The organism is Vreelandella mediterranea, assembly GCF_970647075.1.
This window is the reverse complement of sequence record NZ_OZ310198.1, coordinates 3,359,528-3,374,199: the sequence shown is the minus strand read 5'-3', so window position 1 is coordinate 3,374,199 and position 14,672 is coordinate 3,359,528. Positions and strand designations below refer to the sequence as shown.

Below are 14,672 nucleotides of genomic sequence, written 5' to 3'. Positions count from 1 at the left end.
ATGACCTCAATGAAACGTGTCAAAACGCGCCAGTCCGGCTTCACCCTGCTCGAAATGCTGGCCGTGATCGTGCTTCTGGGCATCGTGGCCACCATCGTCGTGACCCAGGTGGGGGGCAACGTGGACAAGGGGCGTTACGGGGCGGGCAAGGCACAGCTTGCCAGCCTCAGCATGAAAATCGAAAGCTACGCGCTGGATATGGGCACGCCGCCGGAGAATCTGGACGCGCTGGTCAACAAGCCCGAAGGTGCCAGCCAGTGGATGGGCCCCTACGCCAAGCCGTCGGATATCAAGGATCCGTTCGGACACGACTTTGGCTACCGCTACCCCGGTAATCACGCCACCTTCGATCTGATCTTTTACGGTCAGGACGGTACGCCCGGCGGTGAGGGGTACAACGCCGACCTGGGCAACTGGGAATAAATGCAGCCTTCGGCGCCGCGCCAAACAGGCTTTACCCTTTTTGAGCTGCTCGCGGTCATCGTCCTGGTCAGTATCGCGGTCGCGGTGCTGTCCGGGGGCTTGGGCCGCGGCCTGCAGGCCGCCCAGGAGCGCAGCGCGGTGACGGCGATGATGACCGCTTTGAGCCGCGCCCGGGTGCAGGCCATCAGTAGCGGCCAGCCGGTGCGTGCGACCTTCGATTTGAGCGCGCGCCAGGTCGTATTGCCCGAAAAGCGCTCGACCGCCTGGCCCGACACGCTGGAAGTGCAGCTCCACACGGCTAAAAACCTCGGCGCCGCGTTCGAATTCTACCCGGATGGTGCCTCCACCGGGGGGCATATCGAAATCAAGCGCGGGCAGGCGCAGTGGCGAATCGATATCGCCTGGCTTACCGGGCGCGCCACGCTAACGGCCCTGCCATGAGGGCGGCCTTCAAGCGCCAGCGTGGCTTTACGCTGCTCGAAATGCTCGCCGCCATCGTGGTGCTCGCCATTGGGTCGACGGTGCTACTGGGCGCGTTTGGCCAAAGCGCGCGTTCGCTCTACCAGGTCGAGCAAAGCGACCGCGCGGCGCTGGCGGCCCGCTCCATTTTGGACAGCGTCGAAGGCCAGGCGCTCGAGGTCAAAACGCAGCGCGGCAGTTGGGACGGGCTTGACTGGGAGCTCGACGTATCCCTGGAGGCCCAGGGTGCGCTCGACCTTTACCGGCTGGATCTAACTCTCACCCAGGGCGCTCGGCGTTCGCATTACAGCACGCTGCGACTGCGTGGCTCGAGGGCAACGCCATGAAGCGCCAGGCCGGGTTCACGCTTTTGGAGGTGTTGGCCGTCATCAGCCTGATGGGGCTGCTGCTGGGGCTGGTGGGCACCGCCGTGGTGTCCGCCAATAAAGCGGTCTCGACGGCACAGCGTACCAGCGCTCACCTGGAGGATATTCGGGCCACCCAGCGCTTTTTAAGGCACGCCATTGGCCAGGCGCTTCCGCTCAGCGTCGAAAGCGACAGGCAAACCCGCGGTGTGAGTTTTCAAGGCGAGCCCGAGTCGCTGATGTTCTACGCCCCGTTGCCCGCCTCGCTAGGCGGCGGGCTCTACCGCCAGCGCATAGTGGTCGAGGACGAAAAACTGAAGGTCCACCTGGCTCAGCTCGAGGGACGAATGCTCGCGCCTTGGGGGGCGCCGCAGCCGCTGCTCGATGAGGTCCTGGATGCCCACTTTCGCTATCGCGGCCGCTCGCCGCTGGGCGAGCGCACCGAATGGCTGGAGAGCTGGCCCTGGCCCGACCGGCTGCCCCAGGCGGTGCGCATCGAGCTGCGCTTGAAGGGCACCAAGCCCTGGGTGATGCAGCAAATCAACCTGCGCCTCGATCTTTCCGGGGAGGGGGCATGAAAACACAACGCGGGGTCGCGCTACTGCTTGCGCTCTGGGTGTTGGCACTGGCAAGCCTACTGCTGGGAAGCCTGGCGGTGTCCGTTCAACTGCAGCAGCGCCAGTCGCTTTGGCAGCGCGACCAAACCCAGGCGCTGTTGGCCGCCGAGGCGGGCCTGGGGCTGGCCGTGGCCGGGCTGATGCAAAACGAAAGGCGCTGGCAGGCCGATGGCGAGGTTCAGCAAGTGTCGTTCGCTGGTGCAGAGCTTGCCATCAGCGTGCAAAGCGAGCGCGGAAAGCTCGACCTCAACGCCGCCCCCAAGGGGGATGTGGAAAAACTCATGGCCGCCTGCGGGGCCAGCGGGCCCCAGGCCGAGCGCATCGCCACGGCACTCGAGCGCCGACGGAGCGACACGCCCCTGCGCCTGCTCGAGGAGTTACGTGCCCTGCCCGAGGTGAGCTATGCGCTTTATGACTGCGCCCAGGCACACGTCACGGTCTGGTCCGGCAATCCGCAGCCCGACCCGGTGCTGGCGAGCCCCTGGCTTGCGCGGGTGCTTGGCCTGCCGCGTCGCCAGGGCGAGCCGATCAATGCGGGCCAGATCGTGACAGTGACCAGCGCCGCGACGCTCCCCAGCGGCTTTCATTCTCGTTTAACGGTAACGCTTGTAATGCTCAACACACTAACCGCCGGCGCCAAGCCCTATCGCGTATTGAGGTGGCAGGAGTGACCCGGCGTTGGGCGCAGTACACGGCGTCTTTCAACGCCCTTGCCAGCCAGGCAAGGCAGCAGTGGCGGGAAAGTACCGCGCGGCGCTGGCTGCACCTGTGGCTTGACGAACTCGCCGGCCTATTGCCCGCGTCGATCACCGCCCGTTTGGGCAAGCGTGAAGAGACGCAGCTTCTCGGCTGGCCCCTGCCGGAGACGGTCGATTGTGAGCGTCCGGCCATCATGGTGCTCCGTACCGAGCAAGTTTTGGCGCAGCGTATCCGTTTGCCGAGCGTGGCGGCGCGCAACCTGCACAAGGTACTCCGGTACGAACTCGACAAGTACACCCCCTACCCCGCCGAGCAGGTGCATTTCGTGGCACGGGTGGTGGGCAAGCACGAGGGCCAGGCGGACATCGAGCTGGTGGCGATCGCCTGGACGCATCTCGACGCGATTTTGACGGCGTGCCGCGAACGCGGGCTGCCCTTGGCGACGCTGGATGTTCAGAGCACCACCGGCGAGCGCCGCCGGCTCAACCTGCTGCCGGCCAGTGCGCAGAAAGGAGTGGCGCGGGCCGGCGTAGTCAATCGCTGGCTTTGGGCCTGCGCGCTGGCCGTGTGCGTCGCGATTCCCTCGCTTTATATCCATCAGCGCCAGCAGCAGCTCGACGCCATGGGCGAAGTGGTGGCGCATCAGCGCCAGCAGGTGCGCCACCTTCAGCAAGTGCGCCAGCAGCTCGATGAAACGGTCGGCGCCTCCCGGTATTTGGCCAACCTCAAGGCGCGCCGCCCGACCGTGAGCCGGTTGCTTGCCGAGCTCGCCACGTGTCTTGGCGAGCAGAGCTGGATCAGCGAGTTGGAAGTGCAGGACGGGGTGAACGTGACGTTCTCGGGGCAAAGCCCGCGGGCAAGCGCGTTGATCGCCCACGTCCAAACCTGCCCAAGCCTGGAGCAGGTCCAGTTCCAGGGCGTCATCCGGCCCGACGACACCACCGGCCAGGAGCGCTTTTCCATCAGTGCACGGCTTCAGGAGGATAACGATGCGCCCGCTGACTAGCCGCGAACGTAAATTTGCCGCCATAAGCCTGCTGGCGCTTTTGCTCTGGGGGGCCTGGTATGTCGTGATCGAGGTGCCTTTTTTGGCGCCTCTTCGCGAAATGGCGCAGCAGCGCAGCACCCTGCAAACACAGCAGCGCCACTACGCCGAGTTGATTGCCCAGGGCGAAGGGCTCGAGGCGGCGCTGGCCGCGTCCCGAAACGATCCGGCGCTCGATAACCGGTTGCTCGCCGGTGATGATGCGAACGCCGTAGCGGCGGATTTGATGCAACTGGCCATCGACCGGATCGCCGAGCACTCGGATCAGGGGCCTGGGTGCGAGGTTACCCAGCGTATGCCTATCGTTGCGTCTGACAATACCTTTGAGGGGCCCTACCGGCAGGTGAAGGTGAGCCTTTCCCTCGACTGCGCCATCGAGCCGCTGGCGAAGATTTTGTATGCGTTCGAATACGGCCAGCCGGCGCTGTTCGTCGATCAATTGAACGTTCATCGCACCTCGAGTGCGCCGGCGACCGGCGGGCCTGGGCGTTTGGAAGTGAACCTGCTGCTGCGCGGCTATCTGCAAAAGGCCGGCGCGCAAGGGGGGCAGGCATGAGGATGCGCTTCTCTACCCAAGCGTTAGGGCTTGCCAATGTTCTGTTGCTGGCGCTACTGGCGTGGATCTTTTACACCCCCGCCAGGCCCCAGTGGCTGCCCGCCGACTCGCCGGAAGCCACCTCGGCCAGCGTGGCGCCGTTAGAGGCGCGCGCGGATTTGGCCTCGGCGCGCCGTTCGATGGTCTGGACCCAGCCGATCTTCAGCCCGGACCGCCAAGCCGACCCCGACCGCCAGGCCGTGACCGCCAACCCGCTTTCAAGCTTAACGCTGGCCGGCATCTTTCAGGAGGGGGATGCACAATGGGTCTACGTCGATGAGCCAGGCCAGGCGATGATCAAACTGAATCGAGGCGACACCCTCGATAACGGTTGGACACTCGAACACCTCACCCCCCGTACCGCCACCTTCGTCCGCCAGGGGCAGACGCAGACCTTGAGCCTGCCGATGCTACGCCTGCCGCCGCCTTCCAGGGCGCCCACTCTTACTTTGCCGCGTACCCCGACACCATGATTTCAAAGCACGACACCCCTGCCTCGCTTTCACTAATGCGCACGACGCTGGTCGGGCTGGTGATGGCCATTTCGCTTTCCGCCTGTACCACCACGCCCCGGGAGCTAAAAACCGACCAGGCGCTGATGCGCGAAGCATTAAGAGGCGCTGATTACCCGGCGCCCGTCGCCGAACAGGCGCCGCCGGCCTCCCGGGCTACCTCGTTGGAGCCCACGCAGCGCGCGGGGGCCAATCAGCGGATCATCGAGGGCAACCAGCGCTTCGTTAACACCGCTCAGGGCGCTGCCAGTAACGCGCCGGCCAGCGAAGAGGGCGACATCGTCTTCAACTTCACCGACCAGCCCATCGAGGCGGTCATCAATAGCGTGATGGGCGACCTTTTACAGGAGAACTACAGTATCGCCCAGGGCGTGGACGGCACGGTCAGCTTTTCGACCTCCCAGCCGGTGAACCGCCAGGAGGCGCTGTCGATACTGGAAACACTGCTCTCCTGGACGGACAACGCGATGATCGTTCAGGACGGCCGCTATGTGGTGCTGCCCGCAAGCCAGGCCGTGGCCGGTAAGCTCGTGCCGGACATAGCCGTGGCGCAGCCCGCAAGCGGGCTCGCTGCACGGCTTTACCCGTTGGACTACATCGGCGCGGTCGAAATGCAGCGCCTGCTTCAGCCGTTCGTGCGCGATAATGCGTTTCTACTGGTCGACCCCGCGCGCAACCTGATCAGCCTTTCCGGTACGCCCAGCGAGCTTGCCAACTATCAGGACGTGATCGACACCTTCGACGTGGATTGGCTCAAGGGGATGTCGATTGGCGTCTATGAGCTCGAGCGCGCCTCGGTGGGCGAGCTCATGCCCCAGCTTCAAAGCCTGTTCGGCCCGGATAGCGGCACGCCGCTTGCGAACATGGTCGACTTCATGCCCAACGAGCGGACCAACTCGATCGTGGCCATCTCGGCGCAGCCCGACTACCTGCGCGAAGTCGGTGAATGGATCCGCACCATCGATCAGGGGGGCGGGAACGAGCCACAAATGTACGTTTATGACGTGCGCAATATGAAAGCGGTCGACCTGGCGCGCTACCTGCGTGACATCTACGGTTCGGGTCAGATCGAAGGCGATACACCGGCGCAGGTGGCGCCCGGTCTTCAAACGACCACGCTGTCGAGCTTGGCCAGCACCAGCACGAGCCCTGGCCTGGACCAGGGGCAGGGAATGCAGAATAGGCCCAGCGCCGAGCAGGATAACGACGACGGTGGCGCGCCAACCCAGCCAACGGATAGCCAAGTAGGCGGGGGCGCAAGCGGCCAGGGCGACGCGCGTAGTCTGGTCCAGTCGGTACGCATTACGGCCCAGCAGAGCAGTAATCAGCTGCTGGTACGCACCCGGCCTGCCCAGTGGCAAGAGATCGAGACGGCAATCAAACGGCTGGACCAGCCGCCGCTGCAGGTTCAGATCGAAACGCGCATTCTCGAGGTTCGCCTGGCGGGGGATCTGAGCCTGGGGGTTCAATGGTACCTGGGCCAGTTGGCGGGTAATGCCTCCAATGCCTCGGCCGTCAACGCCAGTGGCAGCCAGGGGGCGCTGGGTGCCGGCGGGCTTGGCGCCGGCAACAGCTCGTTTTTCTACTCGTTCGTCAGCGACAATCTTCAGGTGGCGCTGCGCGCACTGGAGACGCGTGGCTTGACCCAGGTGCTGTCCGCGCCGTCGCTGGTCGTCCTCAATAATCAGGCCGCACAGATTCAGGTAGGCGACAACATCCCGATTAGCCAGACGACCGTCAGCACGACGAACTCGGACACGACTCTGAGTAGCGTCGAGTACGTGCAAACCGGCGTGATTCTCGATGTAGTGCCGCGCATCAACCCGGGCGGGCTGGTGTATATGGATATTCAGCAGCAGGTCAGCGATGCCGACGCCAGTGCGACAACGGCCGACCAGTCCAACCCGCGTATCTCGACGCGCTCCGTTGCCACCCAGGTTGCGGTGCAGAGCGGGCAAACCGTTTTGCTGGGCGGGCTAATCAAGCAAAATAACCGCGAGTCCGAGACGCGGGTGCCGGGTCTTTCGTCCATTCCAGTACTCGGCCGCTTGTTTGGCAGTGAGTCGCGGGGCCAGGATCGCACCGAGCTGATCGTGTTGATCACCCCTCGCGTGGTCAATAACCCCGTGCAGGCCCGCCAGGTAACGGACGGCTACCGTCAACAGATGCAGCTACTGCGCGCGCGCATGCAAGAGAGCAGCGCCACGCAAGCACCGGTAGATCCCTAGGCTTCGCCTAAACGGCCAGCGCGGGAGAAGCGCTGGCCGTCTGTCGTTTCAAGCTCAGCGGCGGGCACCTAAAAAGTGGCGGGTTGACCGAGTGAAAAAACTGGGAAAAAACCAATAAAATTTGGGCTTATTAGGGGGGCGTGGTATAGAAATATGCCGATAAACAAATGTTAATAATATAACTCGGTTAAAATACGGTTTTTTCAGTGCGTTCATAAGGTTCACGATGTACACACCCGGCCCGCTATCGTTCGATGAGTTCCCCGTGGGATGTATGGTTACCGATGATAGCCGCCGGATCCTCTATAGCAATCAATATATGAGCGACCAGTACGGCTACGCGTTCGAGACGCTGCAAAACCGGGATCTGTTCGAGTTATTCAGTAAAGCGTCTCAAGTGCTGATCGAAACCTTCGTGGCGCCCGCCCTGGCACGCGATGGCCAGTGTGAAGAGATCCGCTTGTCGCTGGTCCCCCCTTCCCAAAAAAGCCAACCGGTGATCATGAGCGTCGTCGCCGATAGCGCTAACGCGCGTCTTTTTTGGAGTATCGCGAACGCGAACCGCTCGGAGCAGATGTTCGTCGAGCTAAAAAAGACGCAGCAACTGCTGGAACAGAAAGTGACTCAGCTGCGCGCGCTCTCAAGCGTCGACCCCCTTACGGGGCTTCCCAACCGCGCCGCGCTCAGCCGGCATCTCGATCGTCAAATTGCCGCGCGGGAAGGGGGCTTTGCGCTCGCCTTCATCGACCTGGATGGTTTTAAAGAGATCAACGACCGGTACGGCCACGAAACCGGCGACAAGGTGCTGCAGCACGTTGCCAAGCGGCTGACCGACACCCTTCGCCACAAGGATATGGTCGCCCGTTTCGGCGGCGACGAGTTCGTCGTGGTGCTGGATAGCTATTTCGATCAAGCGCTTGCTCAAAGCCCGCTTTATCGGCTCATCGACCGCCTTGCAGAGCCGGTTTTCGTGAACGACGTTTCGCTCATGTTATCGGCCAGTATCGGGCTTACGCTCTACCCGCAAGCCAAAGCGTTGGAACCCGACCAGCTGATTCGCCAGGCCGACCAGGCCATGTACCAGGCCAAGGTCGCGGGTAAAAACCGGGTATGCTTTTTCGATATCGACGACGAAGAGGTGCAAAAGGAGCGCCACGTCGAGCTCGTGGCGATCGACCGGGCAATGGCCGCGGGGGAGTTTGCGCTGTTCTACCAGCCTAAAATCAATATGCGCACGGGTAGGGTCGTGGGCGCCGAGGCGTTGATACGTTGGCACCACCCAGCGCAGGGGCTGGTCGGCCCCCAGGAATTTTTGCCGGTATTGAGCAATACGCCCAACGGGGTGCGGCTAGGATACTGGGTCATTCGCCAGGCGCTTGCCCAGCTAAGCGCCTGGCAAAGCCAAGGCCTGGAGACGGTAGTGAGTGTCAATATCGACGGCTACCACTTCCAGCACCCCTGGTTTTTACAGGAGCTCGGCACGATACTGGCGGATTTTCCCGAGGTAGCGAAACGCTGCCTGGAGCTCGAGGTGCTGGAAACCAGCGCCATCGACGATATCGACCAAGTGGCGCTGGTGATCAGCGCGTGCCGCGCCCTGGGGCTTCAGGTATCGCTGGACGATTTTGGCACCGGCTACTCGTCGCTTAGCCACTTAAAAGAGCTGCCGGTGGATACGCTCAAAATCGATCGCAGCTTTGTCCAGAACATGCTCGAAAGCCGGGGGGATCTGGCCATTTTGAAAGGGGTGATCGGCTTTGCCCAGGCGTTCGAATTCGGCGTCATTGCCGAAGGCGTGGAGACCCTTGAGCATAGCCGGGCGCTTTTGGAACTGGGCTGCGAAATAGGCCAGGGTTACTTCATTGCCCGCCCCATGCCCGCCAGCCACTTCCCCGGTTGGGTCGCGGCGTGGACGCGAGACGCGTTTCAAAGAAAGTACGGGGATTAAAGTACGGGGATTAATGTTTCAACCAGGGAGGAAGCGGTTTGTTAACCAAAGCGGGCGTCATGGCGCGCAACAATATTACCGTGGTGGGCGAGGGCACCCAAACGCTCATGTTGGCCCACGGGTTTGGCTGCGACCAGCAGGTATGGCACTACCTGCTGCCGGCCTTGAAAGAGCGCTATACGCTGGTGCTGTTCGACTACGTAGGGTCCGGGCAGTCGCAGCTAGCGGCGTTCGATATGAACCGTTACGCAACGCTCCAGGGTTACGCCCGGGACGTCATCGAGATCATCGAAGCATTGGATTTGAACGAGGTGCACTTCGTCGGCCATTCGGTCAGTGCCACCATCGGCCAACTGGCCGCGCTCGAAATACCCGAGCGCTTCGCCAGCCAGCTGATGATCTGCCCCTCGCCATGCTTTTTGAACCGGCCGCCGGATTATCACGGCGGCTTCGAGCGTGAGGATCTGGAAGAGCTTCTGGATTTGATGGAGCGTAACTACATCGGCTGGGCCCACTATCTGGCGCCGCTGGTCATGGGCCCGGAAAGCTCCGAGAAGCTCATCGGCGAGCTCTCCGAGAGCTTCTGCTCCACCGACCCGGTTATTGCCAAGGTATTCGCCCGGGCCACGTTCTTTGCAGACTACCGGGCGGTGCTGCCCTGCGTGCGCCATCCGGCGCTGCTGCTACAAAGCCAGGTCGATACGCTGGCCAACCCGGAGGTGGGCCGCTATATGCACGCGCATATGCCGGACAGCACGTTGAGGGAGCTGCCAAGCGTGGGCCACTGTATTCACATGACCGACCCGGAGACCGTGGGCCTGGAAATCAACGCCTGGCTCGACCGCTAGGTGCGCAACAGCGCCTGATCGATAGGGATGAAGGCGCTGGCCGCTTGGATCAGCGAGGCGGCGGTGAGCGGGGCGACGCCGTATACTTCGACGCGTTTACCGTGAACCCGGCGAATTTTTTCCGCGAGCAGGTCGAAGTCGCCGTCGCCGGAGACCAGCACGATGACATCGGCAAGCGGGGCGTGTTCGATGGCATCGAGGGTGATGCCGACATCCCAGTCGCCCTTGGCCGAGCCGTCGGCGCGCTGGATGAACGGTTTCAACTTCACCTCGAAGCCGATGCGGCGAAGGATGTTCTGAAACTCTCGCTGTTTGGCGTCGCCCTTGTCGATGGCGTAGCAGTAGGCCGCCGTTACCTCGCGATTCGCGCTAACCCGCCGCCAGAACGCATGGTAATCGAAGTGTTTACCAAACGCGTCGCGCACGGTGTAGTAAACGTTTTGGGTATCCACAAAAATGGCGACGGTGGTCATGGGCGTGGGCCCTTTTGCGCGGTGCAGGGGCCGCCAAACAGTCGGGTCAGTCGTTGGGGCATCTAATGAATCCTTTGAAAAGCGATGAGCGGCGCGCCGCCTTCCGGGTCGTCCACCAGGCGGGCATTCACGGCAAATAGCGTGTTCATGTGCGCCGGGGTGAGCACCTCGGTGGGCAGGGTCCAAAACGCCACCCCCGCATCGTCGAACATCTCGGGCGTGCCCACCACACCGGCCGGCCCGACCATCCACTCAAAAGCGGAAATCACCAGGTCTGGCTCTCGGTTGATCACGCTTTCAAAACTGGGCGCGTCGTCAATGAGGTGCTCCAACGCATCGAGCACCGTGTTGACCTAAAGTGAGGTGCCGACCATCTGCTCCGGCGCCTTTTCAAGCGTGAGCAGGTAGTCGGTGGCCGCCAAGGCAGCCGGCGCCGCGCAAAGGCCCAAAAGGGCCATCGCCTTGCGTAATATCAGCATCATGTACACTCCCGTGCATGATCCGCGGCCGCCTGGGGCGCCGTGGTGAGTGAAGAGTCGTCGGCAGTTCCGGTTCGCGGCAAGGCCGCTTTGGATTCTCTATTAAGTTTCCGAAGAAACACCGACGCGCGCTATTCTAGAGAGCGCCCCTGGGCAGGGCAATTGCTCATTGCGCCAGGCGCCGCCCGCCCTTTACCCAGGGTTTGGGCTTGCCTACGCTTACATGACTGTCAGGGAGAACGGCGATGACTAGAATGGCGAATGCATCTACCACGTTGAGCGCAAAACGCTCGCTTTGGGCGGCGGTGCTGGTGGGCATCGGGGTCATGGCGGCCGTCGATGAAATCGTCTTCCACCAGCTTTTGCAGTGGCACCACTTTTTCGACTTCTCCACCCCGGCATTCGGCATTGTGTCCGACGGGCTGCTGCACGCTTTCGAGCTGTTGGCGGTGGTGGTGGGGGTCTTCATGCTGCTGGATCTTTCTCAGCGCCAATGTTTGAGCATTGCCTGGACGAAAGCGGGCTTTTTTCTGGGGATGGGCGGCTTTCAGCTCTTCGATGGCCTGATCAACCACAAGGTGTTGGGCCTGCATCAGATTCGTTACGGCGTGGACCCGCTGATGTACGACCTGGTGTGGAACGCCTTCGCCCTCGTCTTTTTGCTGGTCGGGGTGGGGTTTTACCGGCGCGCCCGGTCAAGCGCCGCGCGTTAAATGCACACCCACGCCAACCCCCACGGCTCGCTGCTGGATTGGCTGCCCTTCGCGCTGGTCGTTCTCATCACGCTGGTGTACCTGGTTGCCGCCCAGGGGCTTCACCGCCGGGCGTTCTGGAGCCTTAAGCGGTGCGGCTTCTTCGTGCTGGGCAGCGCGCTGCTGGGCGTGGCTTTCTGGCCCTCGCTGATGAATTGGGCGCACCACGACCTGATCGGGCACATGACGCTGCACCTTTTGATCGGCATGTTCGCGCCGCTTGCCTGGGTGTTGGCCGCCCCGGTCACATTGCTGCTCAAAACGCTTCCACAGCCGGGCGGCAAGGTGGTAGTGGCGCTGCTGCATAGCCGCTTCGTTCGCTTGATCGCTCACCCGGTCACCGCACTATTTCTCAACGTGGGCGGCATGTACGTGCTCTACATGACGCCGCTTTACGCCGCTTCGCTTGAAAGCCCGACGCTTCACTACGCCATTCACCTGCATTTCCTGCTGGCAGGTTATCTTTTCTGCTGGGCGATCCTTGCCGAGCCCGACACCTCGCCCCACCGGCTCAGCCTGCGCTTTCGCCTCGGCGTGCTGTTCGCCGCCATCGCCACCCACAGCCTGCTCGGCAAACTGATGTACGCTCAAGGTTTGCCCCGCGGCACCGGCCACGCTCTTGAAGACGTGCAAGCCGCCGCGCAGCTGATGTACTACGGCGGCGACCTGGCCGAGGTGCTGTTGGCGGTGGTGTTGATGACGTTTTGGTTGAGACGGCCGGTGGGGCGGCGAGAAGAGATAGGGGGAAGAAAGAGGGTGCAAGGGGGGTAGTGTGACTGTCAGCCTGGTGGAGTGGCCAGGCTGACAGTTATCTTAAGTTTAAGCTATTGTTCGGCGCTTATGACCCCAGAATGGAATCCCGGTCAGCATTGGCACGCTCTTCTGCCCGGTCACGGGCCGCTTCGAAGGCGTCCAGAAAGCTTTCGCCATCTTCGTCAAACGTTTCCAGGTACCACTCCCTGACAGGGTCGGCCAGGGCGCGAAACTCTTCCATCTCTTCTTCGGTCGGCGTGTAGATCTCGCCTCCCGCCTCTTCCCATTTGCGATAAGCCTCCAGCTCCTTGCGTGGCTGGATACCAAACTGAACCGTCGCCATCATTGCCGCACCGTCGGCCACCACACGCTGTTGCTCAGCAGACAGAGATTGAAACTTCTGATTCCCCATGAGCCACATGGCCGCCATGTACGCATGGTTATCCATGGTCATGTACTTGATGACTTCCTGGAAGTTCATGTTGGTGATGTCTGAAATCGAGTTGAGCGTGCCGTCGACCACGCCGGTCTGCAGGCCGGTATACACTTCAAGCCAAGGCAGCGGAGTTGGCGATGCGCCCATTTCTCTGACCATGAGCTGCTGGATTTCAGACTCTATCGTGCGAAAACGAAGCCCTTCGGCATCGCTGGGCGTGCGAATTTCACGCTCACCGTTGACGATGTTGCGCCAGCCACCGGTCTGCGTCATGGACATCAGGCGGATGCCATCGTTACTGGCCTGGAGAATCTCATCGCGTAAAAAGCCGGTAAATTCCGGGTCGGTGAGCATGTTCATCGCCGCCCGGTCATCGGGGAACGCGTAAGGAATATCCAACCCCTGAATCGGTGGGTAAACCGAGGCGACGCCACCGGCCGTCGCCGTGTAGATGTCGACGATGCCTGCCTGCATGGCTTCGAAACACTCGTTGGCTGAGCCACATAGCTGTGCGCCGGCAAAGATATTGACGTTGATGTCGCCGGCGGTACGGCTCTCCACGTAGTTTTTGAATACCAGCGCCGCGTCATATTCCTGGTCTTCTTCGTTGGCGAGAAACACCAGATTGAGGTCGGTGGCGTGCGCCAGAGCTGGCGTGAAAAGCGTGCCCCCCACTAGCAGCGTAGCGAGGGTTTTACGGGCGTGTTTCATGGACATTGTCATTGTTCTCCTTGGAGTTTTATTACAGGTCAAGCGACATAACCAAACATTCTGGGTAGTGCCAAAATGAGGTCAGGGATATAAACCAAAGCGAAAAGGATCGCGATCTCGACAAAAAATAGCGGCAGCATCTCCCACGCGATTCTCTCGATGCGTTCTTTGCTGATACTGCTGACCACAAAGAGGACCAGGCCCATCGGTGGCGTTATGAGCCCCATGATCAAGGTGATACTCATCACGACAGCAAAATGAATAGGATCAACCCCGACCCCGGTCATGACGGGGGCCAGGATGGGACCCAAAATCAGAATGGCAGGCCCGGCATCCATGATGGTGCCGACGGCCAATAGAAAAACCACGACCAGAAAGAACAGAATCCGCGGATCGTCGGTAACGGAGAGAATGAAGGTGCTTACGAGTTGCGGCGTGCCTTTCAGGCTGACCAGCGATGCAAACGCGACGGCCGCCCCTACCAGCAGCAGAATGACCGCTGAGTTCAACGCAGCTTTACCAAACAGACGGGGAAGCTCTTTGAAGCTGATTTCACGGGTCACGAAAAGCCCAAGAATCAATGCGTAAAAGGCAGCAACGGCCGCGCCTTCCGTGGGCGTGAAAATACCGCCCACGATACCGCCGATAAGAATGACCGGCGTAAGAAGCGGCATGAAGGCGGTCACGAATGCCTGCCACTTCTCTTTCCACGTGGCTTTACGTAGCGGCTCCGGGAACTCCTTGAAACGGGCCATGATGGCAATCGTGATCATGAGCCCTACACCGATCAGGATGCCCGGCACGATGCCGCCCGCAAACATGCCCGCCACGGAGACGTTCATGATGAACGCATAAAGAATGAAGATGCCGCTGGGCGGAATAATGCTGGCAATGACCGCGGATGCGGCGGTGATCGCCGCCGAGAAACGGTTGGTGTAACCCGATTGGCGCATGGCCGGGATCATCACGGACCCCATGGCGGATGCATCCGCGACTGCCGAGCCTGAACCACCCGCCAGCATGAGGGAGGAGGCAACCGAGACCTGGCCCAGGCCGGCTTTGCGGTGGCCAATAATCGTTTCGGCAAAACGCACGATACGCGCAGTGACCCCGCCCGCTGTCATCAGCTCGCCCGCCAGAATAAAGAAGGGCAGCGCCATCAAGGGGAAACTATCGATACCGGCAAAAAGACGCTGGAATAAAAGATTGAGAAAGACCGGCCGACCTTCCAGCAGCAGGCTAACGCCCGGGGCAAAAAGCATGAGAAAAACAATCGGCATGCCCGCGATTAAAAGAAAGAGGAATACCCATAAATAAGCAAAGGCCATG

General features: G+C 61.5%; 18 protein-coding genes. 13 read left to right on the top strand and 5 right to left on the bottom strand.

From position 1 onward, the window contains the following. From gspG to ACWFVE_RS15565, 11 genes are all read left to right on the top strand, one after another. Window positions 1–423 (top strand): type II secretion system major pseudopilin GspG, encoded by a 423-nt coding sequence (gene gspG, locus ACWFVE_RS15615; RefSeq protein WP_447530179.1) that lies wholly within the window; start codon window positions 1–3, stop codon window positions 421–423. Beyond that, window positions 424–864, top strand: coding sequence for a pilus assembly FimT family protein (locus ACWFVE_RS15610; protein ID WP_447530178.1), 441 nt, complete (start codon window positions 424–426; stop codon window positions 862–864). Next, window positions 861–1,229 (top strand): type IV pilus modification PilV family protein, encoded by a 369-nt coding sequence (locus tag ACWFVE_RS15605; protein WP_447530177.1) that lies wholly within the window; start codon window positions 861–863, stop codon window positions 1,227–1,229. Before ACWFVE_RS15610 ends, ACWFVE_RS15605 begins: the two co-directional genes overlap by 4 nt. Further along, a complete protein-coding gene (locus tag ACWFVE_RS15600; protein ID WP_447530176.1) occupies window positions 1,226–1,825 on the top strand; it encodes a type II secretion system protein GspJ in 600 nt (199 codons plus the stop codon). Before ACWFVE_RS15605 ends, ACWFVE_RS15600 begins: the two co-directional genes overlap by 4 nt. After that, a complete protein-coding gene (locus ACWFVE_RS15595; protein WP_447530175.1) occupies window positions 1,822–2,535 on the top strand; it encodes a type II secretion system minor pseudopilin GspK in 714 nt (237 codons plus the stop codon). The genes ACWFVE_RS15600 and ACWFVE_RS15595 overlap by 4 nt, the downstream gene beginning before the upstream one ends. Then, a complete protein-coding gene (locus ACWFVE_RS15590) occupies window positions 2,532–3,569 on the top strand; it encodes a PilN domain-containing protein (protein WP_447530174.1) in 1,038 nt (345 codons plus the stop codon). Before ACWFVE_RS15595 ends, ACWFVE_RS15590 begins: the two co-directional genes overlap by 4 nt. Further along, on the top strand, window positions 3,553–4,164 hold the full coding sequence (gene gspM / locus ACWFVE_RS15585) for a type II secretion system protein GspM (protein WP_447530173.1): 612 nt from the start codon (window positions 3,553–3,555) through the stop codon (window positions 4,162–4,164). Before ACWFVE_RS15590 ends, gspM begins: the two co-directional genes overlap by 17 nt. Next, on the top strand, window positions 4,161–4,676 hold the full coding sequence (locus tag ACWFVE_RS15580) for a hypothetical protein (protein WP_447530172.1): 516 nt from the start codon (window positions 4,161–4,163) through the stop codon (window positions 4,674–4,676). The genes gspM and ACWFVE_RS15580 overlap by 4 nt, the downstream gene beginning before the upstream one ends. Next, window positions 4,673–6,943, top strand: a complete 2,271-nt coding sequence (gspD, locus tag ACWFVE_RS15575) for a type II secretion system secretin GspD (protein ID WP_447530171.1) — start codon at window positions 4,673–4,675, stop codon at window positions 6,941–6,943. The genes ACWFVE_RS15580 and gspD overlap by 4 nt, the downstream gene beginning before the upstream one ends. A 319-nt stretch (window positions 6,944–7,262) precedes the next feature. Beyond that, window positions 7,263–8,891, top strand: coding sequence for a putative bifunctional diguanylate cyclase/phosphodiesterase (locus ACWFVE_RS15570; RefSeq protein WP_447530170.1), 1,629 nt, complete (start codon window positions 7,263–7,265; stop codon window positions 8,889–8,891). A gap of 38 nt (window positions 8,892–8,929) precedes the next feature. Continuing rightward, the gene (locus ACWFVE_RS15565) at window positions 8,930–9,739 is read left to right on the top strand and encodes an alpha/beta fold hydrolase (RefSeq protein WP_447530169.1); all 810 of its coding nucleotides are present in this window, start codon (window positions 8,930–8,932) and stop codon (window positions 9,737–9,739) included. Here ACWFVE_RS15565 and ACWFVE_RS15560 read toward each other — a convergent pair. From ACWFVE_RS15560 to ACWFVE_RS15550, 3 genes are all read right to left on the bottom strand, one after another. Continuing rightward, window positions 9,736–10,212: a LabA-like NYN domain-containing protein gene (locus ACWFVE_RS15560; RefSeq protein ID WP_447530168.1), complete on the bottom strand. Its 477-nt coding sequence runs from the start codon at window positions 10,210–10,212 to the stop codon at window positions 9,736–9,738. The genes ACWFVE_RS15565 and ACWFVE_RS15560 overlap by 4 nt on opposite strands. 62 nt (window positions 10,213–10,274) lie before the next feature. Continuing rightward, a complete protein-coding gene (locus tag ACWFVE_RS15555) occupies window positions 10,275–10,556 on the bottom strand; it encodes a hypothetical protein (protein ID WP_447530167.1) in 282 nt (93 codons plus the stop codon). 9 nt (window positions 10,557–10,565) lie between these two features. Beyond that, window positions 10,566–10,694 (bottom strand): hypothetical protein, encoded by a 129-nt coding sequence (locus ACWFVE_RS15550; protein WP_447530166.1) that lies wholly within the window; start codon window positions 10,692–10,694, stop codon window positions 10,566–10,568. A gap of 242 nt (window positions 10,695–10,936) precedes the next feature. Between ACWFVE_RS15550 and ACWFVE_RS15545 the strand changes: the two genes are divergently transcribed. After that, on the top strand, window positions 10,937–11,404 hold the full coding sequence (locus ACWFVE_RS15545; protein WP_447530165.1) for a DUF2243 domain-containing protein: 468 nt from the start codon (window positions 10,937–10,939) through the stop codon (window positions 11,402–11,404). Next, on the top strand, window positions 11,405–12,214 hold the full coding sequence (locus ACWFVE_RS15540) for a cytochrome c oxidase assembly protein (protein ID WP_447530164.1): 810 nt from the start codon (window positions 11,405–11,407) through the stop codon (window positions 12,212–12,214). Window positions 12,215–12,281: 67 nt separating this feature from the next. Here the strand turns inward: ACWFVE_RS15540 and ACWFVE_RS15535 are convergent, their stop codons facing one another. Both ACWFVE_RS15535 and ACWFVE_RS15530 read right to left on the bottom strand, forming a co-directional pair. Further along, a complete protein-coding gene (locus ACWFVE_RS15535) occupies window positions 12,282–13,349 on the bottom strand; it encodes a TRAP transporter substrate-binding protein (protein ID WP_447530163.1) in 1,068 nt (355 codons plus the stop codon). Between the two features lie 32 nt (window positions 13,350–13,381). Next, window positions 13,382–14,671 carry a TRAP transporter large permease gene (locus ACWFVE_RS15530; protein WP_447530162.1) on the bottom strand — a complete coding sequence of 430 codons (1,290 nt, stop codon included), beginning with the start codon at window positions 14,669–14,671 and terminating at the stop codon, window positions 13,382–13,384. Window position 14,672 lies beyond the last annotated feature (1 nt).